Source organism: Pseudomonas sp. RA_105y_Pfl2_P56, from assembly GCF_963970845.1.
Classification (GTDB): Bacteria; Pseudomonadota; Gammaproteobacteria; order Pseudomonadales; family Pseudomonadaceae; genus Aquipseudomonas; species Aquipseudomonas baetica_A.
The window spans coordinates 70,146-87,634 of sequence record NZ_CAXAPL010000023.1 but is presented as its reverse complement, the minus strand read 5'-3'; the positions used below and the strand labels follow the sequence as shown (position 1 = coordinate 87,634).

Genomic DNA, 17,489 nt, shown 5'->3' with positions numbered 1-17,489 from the left:
TCACTTTAACGTTTTGGCGCCCAGCTTTACGGGCGCCTGCAGGATGCACTCGAACCACTCCCAAGTTGCATAAACATCCCCTCGCCCGCGCAAGTGGGTATAACGGCGCATTGAATTCCAGTCTCGATGTCCCGACACGCTCGCTACTCGCGGAATATCCCAATCCATTTCAAAAAGACGACTGACGCCTTCGTGGCGCAGATCGTGAAAGTGCAGATCTTCAATGCCAAGGAATTTGCAGGCCCTTGTCCAGGACGTCGACACGGACTCCGCGCTGTAAGGAAAAATCTCAGGCAACACTTTAGGCATGGTCTGAAGTATCGCCCATGCTTCTGGCGGCAAATGACACCAGACGTCGTTACCGATCTTCTGGCCAGGATTCTTCATGTCGCGAACCAGCACCCGCTGGCCAGCTTCGTCCAAGTCATCCCACAGGATCCGAGTAATCTCTTCTTGCCTACGCGTAGAAAACAACGCGAAGCCAGTCAGCTTAAGCATGTTGATAGACGTTGGTCGACGGTTTTGGATACTCCGGAAGTGCGTAAGCAGTTTGTCGAGTTCGTCCAGGGTTGGCCGGCGATCGCGTTCGCGGCTTTTCATGTTGTAACCGAGCTTTTTTAATACTCGGCGGGCGTCCACCATTGCATGCGGATCCACCTCATAACCCCAAGCGGGGCGAGCGATTGAGAGAACAGCGCCCAGGTGTGCGAGATCGTTGCCTGCGGTCTGAGGCTGAACGCCCCCACCCTCCTTGCCCATGCGCCATAATGCATACTCGACCAAGTGCTGACTGCTTATATCTCTGTCGTTCAACTTTCCCAGGTAGGACTCGCTGATCGCCTTCAACGTGCCGAGCTTAGTTTTCCCGAGAGGACGCGCCTTGGTCATTTCGGCCAAGTAGCGATCGATCATTTCCTTGATCGTCGCACCAGGTCGGTTCGCCCGCTCGATCGCACCTGGTTCGTCCAGTTCGGTTTCTCTTTTACGCACCCAAGCCTGTGCGGCCTGTTTTCGGGCGAAGGTCTGACTCTCTTGGTAAACTTGCGCCCCATCGCGAAACAGGCGTATCTGTGCCGTGTAACTGGTGCTGCCGTCGGTGCGTTTCCGTGCTCTGATCGTGGCCATCGTCAACTGGTACAATTGGAAAAGTGATTGGTACATTGTACCAACCGACCTCAGAAAACGCCTATTTACCCCCTGAAATCGGCCTAGAACACGTAGAGCAAAATGGTACATAAATCAGCTACATACCCAACAAACACCGGCTCTACGCTGTCTAGAAGGTTCTCCGTTGCGCCCATGATGGATTGGACTGACCGCCATTGCCGGTTCTTCCTACGCCTGCTGTCGAAGAACGCCCTGCTCTACACCGAGATGGTCACCACCGGCGCGCTCCTTAACGGCGATCACGAACGTTTCCTCCGTCACAACGAAGCCGAGCATCCGCTGGCGTTGCAGTTGGGCGGTAGCGTTCCGCTGGATCTGGCCGCTTGCGCGCGGATGGCCCAGGAACACGGTTATGACGAGGTGAATCTCAATGTCGGCTGCCCAAGCGATCGTGTGCAGAACAACATGATCGGTGCGTGCCTGATGGGGCATCCGCAACTGGTGGCCGATTGTGTGAAGGCGATGCGCGATGCAGTGTCGATTCCGGTGACGGTGAAACATCGGATCGGGATCAATGGGCGCGACAGTTACGAGCAGTTGTGTGATTTCATCGGGACGGTGCGGGATGCCGGGTGTACCAGTTTTACAGTGCATGCGCGGATTGCGATTCTGGAGGGGTTATCGCCGAAGGAAAATCGCGACATCCCGCCGTTGCGCTATGACGTTGCCGCGCAGTTGAAGGCGGATTTTCCGGCGTTGGAGATTGTGCTGAACGGCGGGATCAAGACGATAGAGGCTTGCCATGAGCATTTGCAGACCTTCGACGGGGTGATGCTAGGGCGTGAGGCTTATCACAATCCGTATTTGCTGGCGGAGGTGGATCAGCAGTTGTTTGCTAGTTCAGCGCCGGTGATCAGCCGCGCTGAGGCGCTGGCGCAGTTGCGGCCTTATATTGCCGAGCATTTGCAAGCCGGTGGCTCGATGCATCACATCACGCGGCATGTGCTGGGCTTGGGCACCGGGTTCCCGGGGGCGCGCAAGTTTCGTCAGTTGTTGTCGGTGGATATTCACAAGGCCAAGGATCCGCTGGCGTTGCTGGATCAGGCGGCGGAGTTGCTTGAAGGCCGTTGATGCCCTCCCCTCAAACTGGCCAGGCGAGCTGATTCGCCTGGCTTGATCCTCATCCCGCCGCTGCCTCCGTCCAGTTCACCCAGCCGAACAGCCACGTTGCCAGTATCAGCAAGCCAAACGCGATCCGATACCAGGCGAACGCGGCGTAGCTGTGGTTGGCGATGAACTTGAGCAGGCCGCGCACGGCGATCATCGCGAAAACAAACGCAGTAACGAAGCCGAGGGCGAAGACTGGCAGGTCACTTTGCTGAAACAGGTCGCGGTACTTGTAGCCAGAGTACACGGCAGCGCCGACCATGGTCGGCATGGCGAGGAAGAACGAGAACTCGGTGGCGGCTTTGCGCGACAGACCGAACAGCAGGCCGCCGATGATGGTCGAGCCGGAGCGCGAGGTGCCTGGAATCATCGCCAGGCATTGTACGAAACCGACCTTTAGCGCGTCAGACCAGTGCATGTCGTCGACGTGATCGACACTCACGACGTGATTACGCTGTTCGGCCCACAGCATCACAACACCGCCGACGACCAAAGCCACAGCGACGGTGATGGGGTTGAACAGGTATTGATGGATTTTGTCAGCGAACAATACTCCCAGTACAACGGCGGGGAGAAAGGCGATCAACAAGTTGAGGGTGAAGCGCTGAGCATTACGCTCAGTGGGCAATCCTTTGGCGATGGCGAAGATCTTCGGCCGGAACTCCCAGACGACGGCAAGAATGGCCCCCAGTTGAATAATGATGTTGAAGGCCATCGCACGTTCGCCGCCGAAATCCAGCAAGTCGGCGACGATAATCTGGTGGCCGGTACTTGAGATAGGCAGGAACTCGGTCAGGCCCTCTACCGCACCTAATATCAACACCTGGAAAAGGGTCCAGAAATCCATTAATCCTCCGTCAGAGTGCTCGTGGCGAGCGACCCGTTAAAACTGCACTCAGAAATTGAGTATCGGTATTGAAACAATTGCCGTATCGTCCCATTGCTGAGTAGGCGACGCAGAATATGCCTTATCAAAAGACACACTCAAGCCATGTTAGTAATCGTCCGCGTACGAACTACTCGAAAAATATTCAGGCACTTTAATAGAAAAAGTTTGCCAACCGGGAAAAGTGTGATCAATATCACACTCTCTTCGATGGCTAGATAATGGCAAAAGGACACAGGCCAGTAATGGCCACTGATTCAAAATAGTGGCACAATTTCATATTGCCACCATCTGGCAGCTAGTTCAGCACCTCGAGAAAATCAACTAAAAGCATGGAATGCTTAATTATTGTTATAAAACTCGGGAGCCACGTCTAAAAATCGCGTGAATGTTACCAATTGTCAGTCACAGATGAGAATTAGTGCTTTAACATCCCGATGTCAGCACTTAATTCGAGTCAATGCATGATGCTCTCAGGGAACTTGGCGACTAGAAGTCCGCGCCCGACAAACGACGAACCCGGCGTTCTCACTCTGGGTCGAACCCGTGGCGTGGCTGAACACTTTAGAGCGCTGATCGCCCGGCACATACGAAGCGATATGGCACTGGATGCCAACGCCTACACTAGTTCATATGAGCAGAATGAACACCCTGGTTCGTATCGAGCCATCTTCATTGTCATCGACAGCCCCCAGGCTCTTGAAGAGAATCTTGCGCTGGTGGAGAGCCTGCGCACTGACAACTTGAAACCTATCATTTGTGCGGTCATCACCGGTCGCGGCGCCTTCAACAAGATCAAGTATTTTCTAGCCGGGGCGGACTTTTGTATCAAGGTCAACACTCCTTGCGACGATGGCGCCGAGTCACTTGGCGAATTCTTCAACAGTGAAGAATGGCAAAGAGAAGTCAATCTGACACTCGACCCCACTCGTATCTGCCTGATGGATACCAGCAAGAAGCTGGATATTTCTTTCGCTGAAATGAAGATCCTGGAAGCCTTTGCGCAAACCAGTAATCACATCCTCAGCCACGATGAAATCGCCGATATCATGGGGCTCAATACCAATTTCTACGATCCCAGGGCGCTGGAAAAATCAATCAGCCGCTTGCGTGGAAAAATCAAGGACATGTATGGTACGAACGCGATTCAGAGCATCCGCGGCTACGGCTATCGCCTGATGCGCGGTCTGATATCGACTGCCTGACTCAAGGGCACCCTCCCTTTTGCATACTTACGAAGGATCGTCTGATGCAACCATATAGCTCTAGTTATACCTCACGCCTACTAATAACAAAGCGCTTGAATGAGCACGCCAACATAATAATAAATTCAACAACATAGCAGCAGATCGAGTGGAATTCATCGAGAGCTATCATTGGGCCCAGACCCTGCCTATCGATTACTTCCAAGGAAGTCATTGCTCGCCTGCCGATTTATCTTTTAGCCATTTTTGGTGTGTATTTAGGAGAGAGACATGGAAACTAGTACAACCCTCCCAAGAAAATATTTTGTTGTCGTGACTCACAGTACAAGTTCTCAGCGTGAACTTGAGAGCATGCTGTCCAGCAAGCGCTTCAATTCGTTTGGTACGTCTCAGGCACAAATGTTTATTGAAGGTGCTACTTCGCCCTCTTCCGCCCCCATGCTGATGGAGTTCACCTACGCAAACGGCACCCGAAGAAACGTCGCCCGCACGATTGAACATGACACACAGCGAATATTGGCCACTCTTGAGTCCGAATGGCTGGCTGCACAGTCGGCGAATCCATTTCACAGCGTTCCGGCAAACACGCCTCCAGTCATCATGGACGACACGCCTTGCAGCGAAACCTGGCATCTTGATGATGATCAGGGCGCACTGAGCAAAGAAGGCGTCGAAATCAGTCTGACTGGCCTGGAAACAGCATTGGTCAAGAAAATGCTTAACCATGAAGAGCGTGTTGTCAGTCGCGATGACCTGATCCTCAGCATCGGCCGAGAGCCGGAGCAGTATCGCGGCCTGGAAATGTGCCTGAGTCGCCTGCAAGACAAATTCAAAAGCGCCAGCAAGGGTGAGCGATTGTTCCGTGCCGTAAGAAATCGCGGTTATTGCCTCATCCAGGAAATCGTCGCGTAAACACGGCGACCGCTCCATACAAAGCAAACAGATAACAGTGCGATTACAAAAACAAGAAGAGCACTCTGTTTGACTTTACCTCCCTTCGCCAAATAAGACATCCCTGCCTCCACCCCGACAACAGTAACAAAAACGACATCACCTATTCACCCCCTCCTCCACGACCTTTTCTAACACCCCTCTATTTAATTATTAAAAAGTTGGCACTATGCCACCTTGTTAGAACTCGTCAGACACCATCCCCGACAATAACTTAGTCTATTGATTGACGACAGTTCGGCCTATCGACGTTGTTACCTCAGGACACTCGTTAAAACAAAAACAATAACTCTGACTAACAACTCGGTTTTCAACTGTTGAAACCTGAATGGACGTCTTTTGGGGATATCGTATGGATCTTTCTCTTAGTATCAATCGAAGCGCAGGCCTCAAAGGACTGACCTTTTGGGGCCAATGGGCGCTGGCACAGGGCTTTGTTGTAACGCTGTTGTTCATGCTCGCTGAACAGCACACCGGTACCGTGGCGTTCTACTACCGAATGTGCGCAACGCTGGCGGTATTGGCCTCGGTCCCGGCTTACACGTTTAGCGGCGTTTATCGCAAACGCGACAATTACCTGACCGGGTTGGGTCGGCTGTTGATGGGCTGGTCCATGACCATGGCGGCGCTGGCCTTCATCGCCTTTGTCTGCAAGGCCGATGAACTCTTCTCACGACAGGTAATTCTGAGTTGGGCGGTGTATGGCTTCCTGGGTCAGGCACTGCTGTACGCGCCGCTGCATGCGTTTTCGAAGTTCTATCAGCGCTCACGTAAAAGCGAGCACAAGACCCTGATTGTAGGAACAGGCGAACTGGCACTGGGCTTGGCGAAGAAGCTCAACCAACTGGAGAACCTGCCGTTGGTGGGTCTGGTCAGCAACGGTGATCTGCCGGCCCTGGACTCGGACGCACCGCGCATCGTCGGCGCTCAGGAAGAGTTGCTGACGCTGATCGAGGCCCATGACATCCGCCGCTTGTACATCACGCTGCCGCTGTGCGAAGCGGCGAAAATCGAAGCGATGTATGTCGATTTACTGGGGGCCAACGTGGACGTTGTCTGGGTGCCGGATCTGAACAGCCTGACGCTGCTCAATCACTCGGTGAAAGTCGTGGACGGTCTGCCGGCGATCTACCTGAACGAGAGCCCGCTGACCAGCCGCCCGACGGCGGCCCTGAGCAAAAGCCTGATGGAGAAAAGTGTGGCGCTGCTGGCCATCATCCTGCTGAGTCCGGTGCTACTGGTCATTGCGCTGGCGGTCAAACTCAACTCGCCCGGCCCGGTGTTCTTCAAGCAGGATCGCCATGGCTGGAACGGCAAGGTGATCAAGGTCTGGAAGTTCCGCTCGATGCGTATGCACGATGACCATGAAGTGAAACAGGCCAGCCGTAACGACTCGCGTATTACGGCGGTCGGCCGCTTTATCCGTCGCACATCGCTGGACGAGTTGCCGCAATTGTTCAACGTGCTGCAAGGGCATATGGCCCTGGTGGGGCCGCGTCCCCATGCTGTCGCGCACAACCATTTTTACTCGGGGAAGATCCTTGCCTACATGGCGCGTCACCGGATTAAACCGGGGATCACCGGGCTTGCTCAAATCAGCGGCTGCCGAGGCGAGACGGACACCATCGACAAGATGCAAAAGCGTGTTGAGATCGACCTGCAATACATCAATAGCTGGTCATTGTGGCTGGATCTGAAGATCCTGGTGAAGACACCGTTTACACTGCTGTCGAAGGATATTTACTGAGGTTGAGGGCTTAACACCGCGAGGGGACGAAAGTCCCCTTTTTTGTGCCTTTTGTTTTTTTTGGGGGGGGCAGGCGACATCGATGTTGAATGTGCCGACGCCTTCGCGAGCAAGCCCGCTCCCACAGGGATTCTCGGCGGGCAGCGGGGTTGGGGTTCGGCAGATAACACGGTGGGAGCGTGGCTTGCCCGCGATGGCGGTGGGTCAGGCAACATTAATGCTGGATGTGCCGACGCCGTCGCGAGCAAGCCTGCTCCACAGGGGTTCCCACCGGTTTAGCGAGGGTTACTCGGTGATCTTCTCGAAGTTGCGATAGAACATGTCCCCTTCCCGGCTATCGGTCATTGAGTGCAATTGATAGCTGCGATTGAGCCTTGCGCCACCGTCACGAGTCAGTGGCGCCCACACCAGGTTGGCGCGGCGCATGGTGGACATGCTCATCATTTCGTCGAACGGAATGGACAGGTAGATGCCTTTGTCGAAGCTACCTTCACCGTACTCGGCACTGCCGGCGGTGGTGATCGTCGCCCAGGCCCCAAAGCGTACGCCGTTGAAAAACTCACGCGAGATGTCCAGCGTGCCGCCCCAGTCGCCGGCCAGGTATCGGCCGACGCTGACGGCCGCCAGCGTGTCGTAGGGCAGGTCGGTGTAGCCCGTGATGTGCCCGGTCACTACCGAGTAGTCACGCAGCGCGAAGCCCTGATCAAAATCGCGCTGACGCACGTAGTTGAGATCCGCTCCCACCGACCAACGCTCACCCGTCGGACGGAACAGTACTTCCCCGCCAACCCCGGCAAACATCGACTCCAGATACCCGCCGTACACCATGCCATACAGGTCTTTATCCAACTGTTCGGCATGGCTGACCTGGAACAACGGCATGGTCACTTCGGAGGTGGTCAGGTATTGACGTAAATCCGTGCGCACGCGCGGCAAGCCGCTCGGCGCATCGTAGGAAAACTTGTCGAAGTTGTTCGCCAGGTTGGCGCTGAGCAGGCCGCTCCACCAGGTGTTGCGGTTGAAGCGGTATTCGGCGTCCGCATCGGCACTGAACTGATAGAGCAAACCATCGGGGCCGCCAACGTTCTGTTTGAAGCCCAATCCAACGCCATAACTGAAGTGCTGCGGTGCTTCGGTGTAGAGAGTCTTCTCGTTGCGCGGCATCGCCGGGTTGATCTCGGTGGTGCGGTGCAACGACTCCAGCGGCTCTTCGTTGTTGATCACTTCACGGAAGGTCTGGCGCGGTACGCTGGTTTCTTCCAGCGGCAGGTCGTAGCGTTTGTTGACCAGGGTGAACCAGTCGATGTCGTCGTTGACGCTGTTGTCGAGAACCCGGCTCGCACGGCCGACCGCCTTGGACGAATGGAAGTAGCGCTGTTGCTCGCCATACACGATCAACTCGGAATCCCGCTGGCTGATGCGCTCGACCTTATAGCCGGCATTCTGCTGCAGGCGTTGCGACACGTCGGCCCAATTGACCTGTTCCATCGACGTGGTCGGCATTTTTGCCGGCAACGGCTCTGGAGTGGGATCGTACGTTTTGGCCGGGGCTTTGCGGCTGACGAAATTGGTGTGGAACGTCACGCCAAACATCGCTGTATTACCACGCTCCCACGCTGCACTGAGGTCGATCGAATCGGTGACCTTGAACACCGCACCGAGGTTGATCGGCGAGTCCTGTTTGATCACGTTGTCCTTCGGTTCGCTTTTGTAATCGTTGCCTTCGTATTCGAGTTTCAGGCTGAGGCGATCCCAGGGCGTCTGGTAGCTCACGCCGCCAAAAAGCGAGGGGCTGCCGCGAAAGTACGAACCGGCGTTGACGTCACCAGTACCTTCAGTTGCCGGGCGGGTTTTGAAACGGTCATCGGCGTAGCCCAACGGGTTGTCGACGTCGCCGCGATTGCCGATATAGCCCCACGCGATACCGGCGCTGAAATCGAAGTTGTCGTAGCGCTTGTTGGCGACGAAAAACTCACTGGAGAACAAACCCGTACCCCCGATATCCCGGAAGCCCAGCGCCACTTCGGGCGCCCAATGACTCTCCTGCCACAGCCGGACCTTGGCGTCGACCGCCTTATCCTTATAGCTCTGGCTGCCACTCAGCGCCTCGGAGCCGTATGGCCGGTTGGTGATTGCGGTGTAGCGAAAGGAACCTTCGAGCCAATCGAGCGGCTGCAACGAAACGCTGTAGCGGCTGTAAGGCTCGGTGCGGTTGGCGTTGACGCTCAACTCGCCGGCCGGCGCCATGCGCGCCGTCGGCGTTTGCAACAGCCCCGTGCCACCGAAGTCATTCTGGGTAATGCGCGGCTCGGCATGAACCAACCCGCATGGCAATAACAACACAGCTGCAAACCGTAAATTCAACGAACCACCTCAACCAACTGCGTGGCAATCAATTCAGCCAACTGCTGATTCAGCTCAGGAACAGGCGGATCAAGATCATCATTTTTTACCGGTACAAAAATCTTGCTGCCGGCAACGGGAAGCTGGCCGCTTTCGCGATTCCAGTGGGCAATGCCAACGCGCCGCGAAGTGCCGTTGGGCTGGATCAGCCACAGATAGTCGGCCTCGGCGTCGGCCAGAATCGTGCAGTCTTGCAGGTAGTCGCGAGCCTCCTGCAAGGGCTGATACGGCAAGTGGCAAGGCTCGGCGACTGCACCAAGCACTTCAACTTCGTCGACCCGCTTCGGGTAGATCAGCCGATCACCGTTGTCGAGACGAATGTTGCGCGCAAAGCCAACTTCCAATGCCACCGGATCAAGATCGGCGATCTGCCGGCCAGTGACCGGCATCTGCCGAACGTCCTCGATCAACCGCGCAGCCAGCGCTGCGCGACCCGGTCGATCGAAGAGCAAGGCCATACGCCGCAACACATCCAGATCAAACAGCACACCGGCCTTGAGCCGCGCCTGCTCTTGCAGCAGTGACTGACGCAGCAGCACACCCGCCAGCCAATAACCCTCGGCATTGGGCACGGCCTCGTTGATCACATCGAGCAAGCGCCCATTCGCCGGCAACTCGACCGGCCCGGGATTGGCGACATCGCCACTGACGGTGACGGCGGCGTGGCTCATTGCGCTGATCAACATCAGACTCGCCGATAACATACCGAGCCGCTTCACGGGATGTGCCTGCGGTCAGGCGTCAGTTGCACAATCTTCACGCGTAACTGCGAGGTCAGTTGTTGCTCGCTCTGCATAATGAAACCGTCACGCGGATCGACCCAATAACGATTGGTCGCCCGCAGGCCGATGGCCGGGGCATCAATCTGCTCATCGACACGCAGCACGGTGTAGTCCTTATCAAGAATTCTGAGGGTTTGCGTGGATCGGCGGGAGAAGCGGCTGTTGACGATGACGCCGACCTCCTGGCCTTTGTAGAGGTCGATCCAGCGCCGCGTGGTGTAGCCGTCCGCAACCTGATGCAGGCCTTGTTTGAACGGCGAATCGTCGGACTGACGCATGCCATCCAGATCGCCCTCCAGGCCCAGGCCAACGCTGCGCACGGCGAGGCCGTTACGAAGCAGCAACACCTGCTTGCCGGAGGCGACCCAGAACTGCAGATCCTCACGCTCGCGCACCAGCGCCAGCACCCCGGAGCCGGACGGCGTGGTCAGTTTGAGTTGCGGATAATTGACCCCGGCCACTTCGGCCGCCGACACGTCCACTTCATCCGGGCCGATGACCGCCGCTTTGAGGTTGTTCAACGAAGCGCTCATCAACGGGTTGCAGCCACACAACAACGTGGCCGCTATCAGGCAGACGCCCACTTTCAAGGTGTTCACAGTCGGCGGCCTTATTTGGTGTTGCTACTGTATTCGCTCCAGTTCTTCGCAGCGGAAGCGCCCGTACCGACAATCGATGCCGATGGCACCAATTGGCTGATGAAGCGGTTCCAGCGAGTCACGTTGGCAGGTCCGACATAAACAACATCCTGAGGACGCACCTGGAAGTGCGAAGCGAGCGCCATGGCGGTCGGCGATTGGGCCTCCAACTGGTAGATCTTCGCCGGCTCGACATCGAGGTTTTCCACCCCGCGAATGACGTAAACCGCGTTGCCGTTGGAGGTGGTTTGACTCAAGCCTCCGACCGAGCCGAGCACGTCCGAGAGGTTCATGGTCGAGGTCTTGAAGCTCAGTGCACGGGGCTGATTGACCTCTCCCATGACGTAGATGCGCTTGTTGTCGTTGTACGGCAGATAAAGCTTATCGCCACCCTTGAGGTAGACGTTCTGCAACTCGGAATCCGGCTGGTTGAGCGAGTCGAGATTGAGCGGATACGTTTGCCCATGGCGCGTCAGCAACAGGCCGGACAAGTCAGCGTTGTTGGTGTCGATGCCGGCTGAGCCGAGGGCCTCGACCACACTCAGTGGAGTGGTGGAAATCGCTTGTGGGCCGGCCTTGGTCACCGCGCCGGTCACCACGACTTTCTGGCTGGCGAAACGCAACACCGCGACATCCACTTGCGGCTCGGCGATGAAGGCCGACAGCCGCTGTTCGATGTCTGAGCGCAGTTGCTGAATGGTTCGCCCGGCGGCCTGGACTTCCTTGATGTAGGGGTAATAAAGCGTGCCATCGGAACGCACCAGACGGCCATTGGCGTCGATCTGTTGTTGCGCGCCGGACGGGGCCGTCAGCTCTGGGTGATCCCACACCGTGATGTACAAGACATCGTTGTTGCCGATGAGGTACTCGGACGGCGTTGCCAACAGTGCCGCCGGCACCGGCTCACGCTTTTGCGTGGCGCGGTTCATGGCAATCAGTTTGGGGGTGATCGGAATCAGCTCGACCCGGCTACTTTCACTGGCCCCTTGGCGGGTGATGTCACCGGTGCTCAGGTATTGGCCGGGGGAAAACATGCAACCTTGCAAAGCGAGACTTGCCAACATTAAAAGAGAAAAACTACGAGTCATAATGGCACTACGCTATTCAAGGGCGAATCCAAAAACAAAGTCACCCGACTTACGTCGGGCGACCTTGTACTGCACTAACAAATGTTCCTGTTAGTTGTGCGTGCCGGTGGTACCGGTGGTACCCGTCGTACCGGTGGTACCGCCGTTGGCACTGCCACCGCTGTTGGACGCCGCTACAGCACTGGCAACCATTGCAGTACTGGCTGCAGGCGCTTGAGAAGCCGCTACATTGCCACCTACATTGGTTACCGCTGTCAGCGGCGCTTCAGCGGCGGCTGCCCAGTTGCTCAACATCGTCAACAGGGCAATTGCCATCACTTTTTTCATATCAACTCCTTTCTAACATTCAACCTGATCGAAATCGGGTGTGTGCTAGAGGTGGTAGAGTTCAAGTCCGCAAAAAGCGCGAACAAGATCCGTTGTTCTTTCACAGTCTTACCCAACTGATAAAAGTCGAACGGCAGGTTTATATCTACGGACTTGCAATAAGCATTGCCAGTGTAATTTCCCGACGTTATCTAACAACCTGACTGAAAATAACATTGGGTTAAATAGCCATCATCGCAAGTAACCCTTGGGATGATTCGATTGCCAGCGCCAAGTGTCGGTGACCATGTCCTGCAAGTTGCGCGTGGCTTTCCAGCCCAGTTCTCTCGCCGCCTTGGAGGCATCGGCCCAGCTCTCGGCAATATCGCCCGAGCGACGCGGCATGACCCGATACGGAACGGGCTGCCCGCTCGCCTGCTCGAAGGCGTGCAGCACTTGCAGCACGCTGTAACCGTCACCAGTGCCCAGGTTCCAGGTATGAATGCCGGTGCGCCCGGTGATGGACTGCAAGGCCTTCAAATGCCCGTCCGCCAGATCGACGACATGGATGTAGTCGCGCACGCCCGTGCCGTCGACGGTGGGGTAATCGTCGCCGAAGATCGACAACTCTTGCAGGCTACCGACCGCCACCTGGCTGATGTAGGGCAGCAGATTGTTGGGGATGCCGCTGGGGTCCTCGCCCATATGGCCGCTGTCGTGGGCGCCGATCGGGTTGAAGTAACGCAACAGGGCGATGCTCCAGCGCGGCTCGGACTGACACAGGTCGCGCAGCACGTTCTCGACGATCAGCTTGGATTGGCCGTAGGGATTGGTCGGATTGCCGGTGGGGAAATCTTCGCGGATCGGCATTTGCTCAGGCTCGCCATACACCGTGGCCGATGAGCTGAACACCAGGTTAAACACCCCCGCCGCTGCCATCGCCTGGCACAGCGTGATGCTGCCGCTGACGTTGGTTTCGTAATACGCAAGCGGCTTGCGCACGCTCTCGCCCACCGCCTTGAGCCCGGCAAAATGCAGCACGGCCTCGATCGCGTGCTCGCGGAAAATCCGGTCGAGCAAGGCTCTGTCACAGACATCGCCTCGAATCATCCAGACACTTTTGCCGCAGATGGCTTCTATCGCATGCAACGCCGCTTCACTGCTGTTGCACAGATTATCCAGCACGACAACTTCATAACCTGCTTCAAGCAGCGCAAGTGTGGTGTGCGAGCCAATATAGCCGGCACCACCGGTTACCAGAATTTTCATAGCGCGGTCCGTTATTGAATAAGTGCCAAGTAGCGTGTCAAGCCTCATTGTTGGATTTTGTGTGGTACACCACACAAACAAGGCGACAACAACCGAAAACAAAACTGGTTCAATGACTGGCAATAAATATCTTTGCAGGTCACACTCTATTGCCCGGTACTTATTAGCACTGCAAGTGTGCTTGTCACTATCAACAGATACCGACTAAAAATAACTAATAACGCGCTGACCGACATCTCATAACATTGCCATGTTTTACCCCCTCGATTCATTGCCATTAACAACCTGACTCAGGTATTAAAGTAGACCTTCAATCATCATTGAAACTTGCAGCCATTTGTTATGGCCTGCCATCGTCGCCTGTGTTCCATGACTGTCCAGGATACTTTTATGATTCGTAAATGTTTGTTCCCCGCTGCCGGCTATGGCACGCGTTTCTTGCCGGCCACTAAAGCGATGCCCAAGGAAATGTTGCCGATCGTCAACAAGCCGTTGATCGAGTACGCCGTTGAAGAAGCGCGGGACGCCGGTCTGCAACACATGGCCATCGTTACTGGCCGCGGCAAGCGTGCGCTGGAAGACCACTTCGACATCAGCTACGAACTCGAACACCAGATTCGCGGCACCGAGAAGGAAAAATTCCTCGCCGGCACCCGAGCGCTGATCGACACCTGCACCTTCTCCTACACCCGCCAGGTGGAAATGAAGGGCCTGGGCCACGCGATTCTCAGCGGTCGGCCACTGATCGGCGACGAACCGTTCGCCGTGGTACTGGCCGATGACTTGTGCCTGAACCTGGAAGGTGACGGCGTACTCAGCCAGATGATCCGGCTCTACAAAAAATTCCGCTGCTCGATCGTCGCCATCCAGGAAGTCCCGGCCGACCAGACGCACAAATACGGCGTGATCGCCGGTGAGTTGATTTCCGATGGCATCTACCGGGTCAACAACATGGTGGAGAAACCTGCGCCGCAGGACGCCCCCTCGAACCTGGCGATCATCGGCCGCTACATTCTGACACCGGACATCTTCGACCTGATCGCCGACACCCAGCCAGGCAAAGGTGGCGAGATCCAGATCACCGACGCGTTGATGAAACAGGCGCAGAACGGTTGCGTGCTGGCCTACAAATTCAAGGGTTTGCGCTTTGACTGCGGCGACGCCGAAGGGTATCTGCAGGCGACCAACTTCTGCTATGAAAACGTGTACCTCAAGGGCCGCTGAACCGGCCACATCCCCCGCCCACTCTCCACTTCAGGCAGACAACCATGAACATTGCACAACATTCGGCAGACATTGAACGAGAAGTGGGCAACCAAGGGGTGATGAGCTGGTTGTCACGCCATCAGCCATTGCCCAGCGCCAATGAGTCGTGGCTGGGCACGATTTTGCTGGTTGAGCGCATCGGCATGTTTCCTTCGTCCGGTGATATTCGCCGGTCGATGTCCGATCCCTATCCCCTGCTCGCGCATTTGAAAAGCATCTATGGTGAGCAGGCACTGGAGATGGATGACCGCGATGGCCTGAAAGTGATACTCAGCGACTGGCGCTTTCGCGTACGCATCTGCTGCAACGATCCAGGGATCATCATCAACGTGGAAACCCGTTGTGATACGCGGTTGATGCCGCAGAAAACCGCCGAACTGTTGAGTCAGTTGGATGCGTTCGAAAAAGCTTGAACACACAACGTTTCAAGCTGATCAAAGTGGGTTACAGGGCAGGTGTTTCGTTGCAGCTGCCTTCCCTGCCACCCACGATCCAGCGGTAGAAATAATCGGCAATCACCTTGCCGCCCGTGGCGGGCTGCGGATGGATCCTGTCCGGGCCGATCATCGTAGCGGCGTAGCGTCTGACGTCGGCGCCGAACGCACATTGCAGGTTGGCGTAACCCAGATGCTGTTCCCGTGCCCAAGGCGCTAAAACCTGTGCGTAAGCCGACATCGGATAGGCACTGGAGCGCGTGGTGTCCTGCCGCATGATCAGGTTGATGCTCGCCGCCGGTTGAATCTCGCGGATCATCCCCACCAGGCCCTGAACGTTCTGCAGATACTGCGCAGGCGTCACGCCAAAGCCCTGATCGTTGCCACCGAGCATGATCAGGTAAATATCGGCAGGGATCTTCGCCACCACGGCTTTCCACTGCATCTGCCACTGTGGATCGCGGTGATAGAAATCGGCGGACGCTGCGCCGGACGCCGCCAGTTTGGAGACGCGAATGCCGTTCTGATCGTTGCTCATCCAGACGCCGAACAGCGTGGGCGCGCCTTTCACCACTTCCAGTTTGAATGCCCAATCAGCCGCGGCCGGTGTGCCCGGCAATGGCACCTCCTGAACCCCGACACCTGCGAGCGTCAAGGGTCGCCAGTTCTCGGATGGCGTCCAGCGGTAGCGGATTTCACTGGATTGACCGTTGCCGAGGTAAAGCAACTTTGCCTGAGTAATCACGGTGTCGATGGCCGGTGTCGGGCGGGCGTCTATTTGCAGCCATGAACCGGGCCGACCGGTGAGGGTGCGGCTATCCGGGCTGGCCTGACCGAGGCCAGACACCCGCCAGTCACCACCAAAGTACTTTTCACTGCGGCGGGTGTATTTGAAATGCGTGCCGCCCAGTGCTGCGCCATGGTTGAAACCAACGTAGCCAGGCCCGGCGAAACCGACCTCCCCGGCTACTCGCTGCACCAGTTTGTTCAGATAGAAATCCTGCCCGGCGCTGTAGCTGTCGCCGATCACCGAGACCGACAACACTTTGCCGGCCTGGCCTTCTCGCCACTTTGCAAAGCGCTCGCGCGCATCACCGAGCTCTATCACCGACGCCGCAACAGGCTGGCCGTCATCGACTGCAACCATGGATCAATTCCTTCAGTCTGAGATGCTCGCGAAGCTTCTAGCGATTGATCTGCGCAACCGGTGCGATGGTCGCCACCGGTTTCTTCACCGCCGCCCGCTCACCCAAAAACAGCACAGACGTGAAGTTGAATCGACTGAAAACTAGCGACAGCACCACCGGCCCCAGCAAGCCACACGCAACGCCGCCGAGTACCAGAAGGCTTTCATCCTTCACGCCCAACCGTCCCAGTACGAACCGCGACGTGGCGGCGAACAGCACATGGAACAGGAAAATCGCATAGGAATAGCCGCCCAACCACGTCAGCCACTTCGAGCGCATGTCACTCGACAACAGTGCCAAGCAAGAGACGCAGCCCACGGTCAACCCGATCAGGCTGCGACGGTCGACGATCAACGCCCGGTCCTCCGCCGCCACGTACAGCAAGGCCAGCGAAATCAGCACGAACACCAGCGGGCCGATCACCTTGAATGTCTGCTTCAACTGGCTGACGTTTGCCTGACCAATCATCCCCGCCACAAAAAACGGCAACAGGTAAAGGGCGCCATTGATGCCGAAGGCATCGAACGTGAACGGCGGCAGCAAAAACACCGCCGCCGCGAAAGCAAACAGCAGGTACAAGCGCGTTGCCGAACGCAGCAAGCCACGCCACTCCAGCAAGCCGACGAACATGAAAATGATGAACACCGCCTGCAGGAACCAGAAGTGGTTGATCGGCACCCAGAACGACAACAACGCGTCTATCACGCCGACGTCCTTGTTCACCCCAGGCCCCACCGCTTGCAATACCGAGAACGGTACGCCCACGCAGAACAACGGCACGATCAGCCGCCGCACCTTACCGGCGAAGAACGCGGAAAAGTCATTGCCGCGAATTTTGTAGAGGGCGTAGATGTATCCGGAAATGAAGGTGAACAGCGGCATGCGCACATACACCATCGAGTCGGCGATCACTCGAAACGGCGAGCCGATGTCTATTTTCAAACCACCGCCCAACGGACCGATGACGTGATAGAGCACCAACAGCAGGCATGCCAGGCCGCGCAGGGTTTCGATCTCCAGGGACTTTTTCTTGCTCGACATAAAGCACCTGCC

General features: G+C 56.6%; 16 protein-coding genes. 6 read left to right on the top strand and 10 right to left on the bottom strand.

The window, feature by feature from the left end; translation table 11 throughout:
- Window positions 1-1,125 carry a site-specific integrase gene (locus tag AACY11_RS16995; RefSeq protein ID WP_339495389.1) on the bottom strand — a complete coding sequence of 375 codons (1,125 nt, stop codon included), beginning with the start codon at window positions 1,123-1,125 and terminating at the stop codon, window positions 1-3.
- 102 nt (window positions 1,126-1,227) lie between these two features.
- Here AACY11_RS16995 and dusA point away from each other — a divergent pair, with 102 nt between their 5' ends.
- On the top strand, window positions 1,228-2,238 hold the full coding sequence (gene dusA, locus AACY11_RS16990) for a tRNA dihydrouridine(20/20a) synthase DusA (protein ID WP_339495371.1): 1,011 nt from the start codon (window positions 1,228-1,230) through the stop codon (window positions 2,236-2,238).
- Between the two features lie 49 nt (window positions 2,239-2,287).
- On the opposite strand, the gene AACY11_RS16985 is transcribed toward dusA, so the two are convergent.
- Window positions 2,288-3,121: an undecaprenyl-diphosphate phosphatase gene (locus AACY11_RS16985; RefSeq protein WP_339433344.1), complete on the bottom strand. Its 834-nt coding sequence runs from the start codon at window positions 3,119-3,121 to the stop codon at window positions 2,288-2,290.
- A 503-nt stretch (window positions 3,122-3,624) separates the two neighbouring features.
- Between AACY11_RS16985 and AACY11_RS16980 the strand changes: the two genes are divergently transcribed.
- From AACY11_RS16980 to AACY11_RS16970, 3 genes are all read left to right on the top strand, one after another.
- A complete protein-coding gene (locus AACY11_RS16980) occupies window positions 3,625-4,365 on the top strand; it encodes a winged helix-turn-helix domain-containing protein (protein ID WP_339433345.1) in 741 nt (246 codons plus the stop codon).
- 270 nt (window positions 4,366-4,635) lie between these two features.
- The gene (locus AACY11_RS16975) at window positions 4,636-5,277 is read left to right on the top strand and encodes a winged helix-turn-helix domain-containing protein (RefSeq protein ID WP_339433346.1); all 642 of its coding nucleotides are present in this window, start codon (window positions 4,636-4,638) and stop codon (window positions 5,275-5,277) included.
- 391 nt (window positions 5,278-5,668) lie between these two features.
- Window positions 5,669-7,063 (top strand): undecaprenyl-phosphate glucose phosphotransferase, encoded by a 1,395-nt coding sequence (locus tag AACY11_RS16970; protein ID WP_339433347.1) that lies wholly within the window; start codon window positions 5,669-5,671, stop codon window positions 7,061-7,063.
- A gap of 285 nt (window positions 7,064-7,348) precedes the next feature.
- Here the strand turns inward: AACY11_RS16970 and AACY11_RS16965 are convergent, their stop codons facing one another.
- The 6 genes from AACY11_RS16965 to galE all read right to left on the bottom strand — a co-directional run bounded on the left by AACY11_RS16965 (window position 7,349) and on the right by galE (window position 13,549).
- Window positions 7,349-9,427: a YjbH domain-containing protein gene (locus AACY11_RS16965; protein WP_339495369.1), complete on the bottom strand. Its 2,079-nt coding sequence runs from the start codon at window positions 9,425-9,427 to the stop codon at window positions 7,349-7,351.
- Window positions 9,424-10,185, bottom strand: a complete 762-nt coding sequence (locus AACY11_RS16960; protein ID WP_401160224.1) for a capsule biosynthesis GfcC family protein — start codon at window positions 10,183-10,185, stop codon at window positions 9,424-9,426. Before AACY11_RS16960 ends, AACY11_RS16965 begins: the two co-directional genes overlap by 4 nt.
- Entirely contained in the window at window positions 10,182-10,847 is a 666-nt protein-coding gene (locus AACY11_RS16955; RefSeq protein WP_339433350.1) for a YjbF family lipoprotein, read from the bottom strand. The genes AACY11_RS16960 and AACY11_RS16955 overlap by 4 nt, the downstream gene beginning before the upstream one ends.
- 11 nt (window positions 10,848-10,858) lie before the next feature.
- Window positions 10,859-11,920 carry a polysaccharide biosynthesis/export family protein gene (locus AACY11_RS16950; protein WP_339495367.1) on the bottom strand — a complete coding sequence of 354 codons (1,062 nt, stop codon included), beginning with the start codon at window positions 11,918-11,920 and terminating at the stop codon, window positions 10,859-10,861.
- A gap of 144 nt (window positions 11,921-12,064) precedes the next feature.
- The gene (locus tag AACY11_RS16945; RefSeq protein ID WP_129394762.1) at window positions 12,065-12,301 is read right to left on the bottom strand and encodes a hypothetical protein; all 237 of its coding nucleotides are present in this window, start codon (window positions 12,299-12,301) and stop codon (window positions 12,065-12,067) included.
- A gap of 231 nt (window positions 12,302-12,532) precedes the next feature.
- Window positions 12,533-13,549, bottom strand: coding sequence for a UDP-glucose 4-epimerase GalE (galE, locus tag AACY11_RS16940; protein WP_339495365.1), 1,017 nt, complete (start codon window positions 13,547-13,549; stop codon window positions 12,533-12,535).
- 390 nt (window positions 13,550-13,939) lie between these two features.
- Between galE and galU the strand changes: the two genes are divergently transcribed.
- On the top strand, window positions 13,940-14,773 hold the full coding sequence (gene galU / locus AACY11_RS16935; RefSeq protein WP_339433353.1) for a UTP--glucose-1-phosphate uridylyltransferase GalU: 834 nt from the start codon (window positions 13,940-13,942) through the stop codon (window positions 14,771-14,773).
- A gap of 44 nt (window positions 14,774-14,817) precedes the next feature.
- Complete coding sequence (locus tag AACY11_RS16930) at window positions 14,818-15,228, top strand: mannose-1-phosphate guanylyltransferase (RefSeq protein WP_339433354.1); 411 nt, start codon at window positions 14,818-14,820, stop codon at window positions 15,226-15,228.
- A 31-nt stretch (window positions 15,229-15,259) separates the two neighbouring features.
- Here AACY11_RS16930 and AACY11_RS16925 read toward each other — a convergent pair whose 3' ends face one another.
- Both AACY11_RS16925 and AACY11_RS16920 read right to left on the bottom strand, forming a co-directional pair.
- Window positions 15,260-16,396: an SGNH/GDSL hydrolase family protein gene (locus tag AACY11_RS16925; protein WP_339495363.1), complete on the bottom strand. Its 1,137-nt coding sequence runs from the start codon at window positions 16,394-16,396 to the stop codon at window positions 15,260-15,262.
- A 37-nt stretch (window positions 16,397-16,433) separates the two neighbouring features.
- Window positions 16,434-17,477, bottom strand: coding sequence for an acyltransferase family protein (locus AACY11_RS16920; protein WP_339433356.1), 1,044 nt, complete (start codon window positions 17,475-17,477; stop codon window positions 16,434-16,436).
- Window positions 17,478-17,489: the final 12 nt, after the last annotated feature.

Bases quoted from the DNA above. Each gene is read 5' to 3' on its own strand.
- AACY11_RS16995 (WP_339495389.1), bottom strand. From the start codon at position 1,125: ATGGCCACGATCAGAGCACGGAAACGCACCGACGGCAGCACCAGTTAC.
- dusA (WP_339495371.1), top strand. From the start codon at position 1,228: ATGGTACATAAATCAGCTACATACCCAACAAACACCGGCTCTACGCTG.
- AACY11_RS16985 (WP_339433344.1), bottom strand. From the start codon at position 3,121: ATGGATTTCTGGACCCTTTTCCAGGTGTTGATATTAGGTGCGGTAGAG.
- AACY11_RS16980 (WP_339433345.1), top strand. From the start codon at position 3,625: ATGATGCTCTCAGGGAACTTGGCGACTAGAAGTCCGCGCCCGACAAAC.
- AACY11_RS16975 (WP_339433346.1), top strand. From the start codon at position 4,636: ATGGAAACTAGTACAACCCTCCCAAGAAAATATTTTGTTGTCGTGACT.
- AACY11_RS16970 (WP_339433347.1), top strand. From the start codon at position 5,669: ATGGATCTTTCTCTTAGTATCAATCGAAGCGCAGGCCTCAAAGGACTG.
- AACY11_RS16950 (WP_339495367.1), bottom strand. From the start codon at position 11,920: ATGTTTTCCCCCGGCCAATACCTGAGCACCGGTGACATCACCCGCCAA.
- AACY11_RS16945 (WP_129394762.1), bottom strand. From the start codon at position 12,301: ATGAAAAAAGTGATGGCAATTGCCCTGTTGACGATGTTGAGCAACTGG.
- galE (WP_339495365.1), bottom strand. From the start codon at position 13,549: ATGAAAATTCTGGTAACCGGTGGTGCCGGCTATATTGGCTCGCACACC.
- galU (WP_339433353.1), top strand. From the start codon at position 13,940: ATGATTCGTAAATGTTTGTTCCCCGCTGCCGGCTATGGCACGCGTTTC.
- AACY11_RS16930 (WP_339433354.1), top strand. From the start codon at position 14,818: ATGAACATTGCACAACATTCGGCAGACATTGAACGAGAAGTGGGCAAC.
- AACY11_RS16925 (WP_339495363.1), bottom strand. From the start codon at position 16,396: ATGGTTGCAGTCGATGACGGCCAGCCTGTTGCGGCGTCGGTGATAGAG.
- AACY11_RS16920 (WP_339433356.1), bottom strand. From the start codon at position 17,477: ATGTCGAGCAAGAAAAAGTCCCTGGAGATCGAAACCCTGCGCGGCCTG.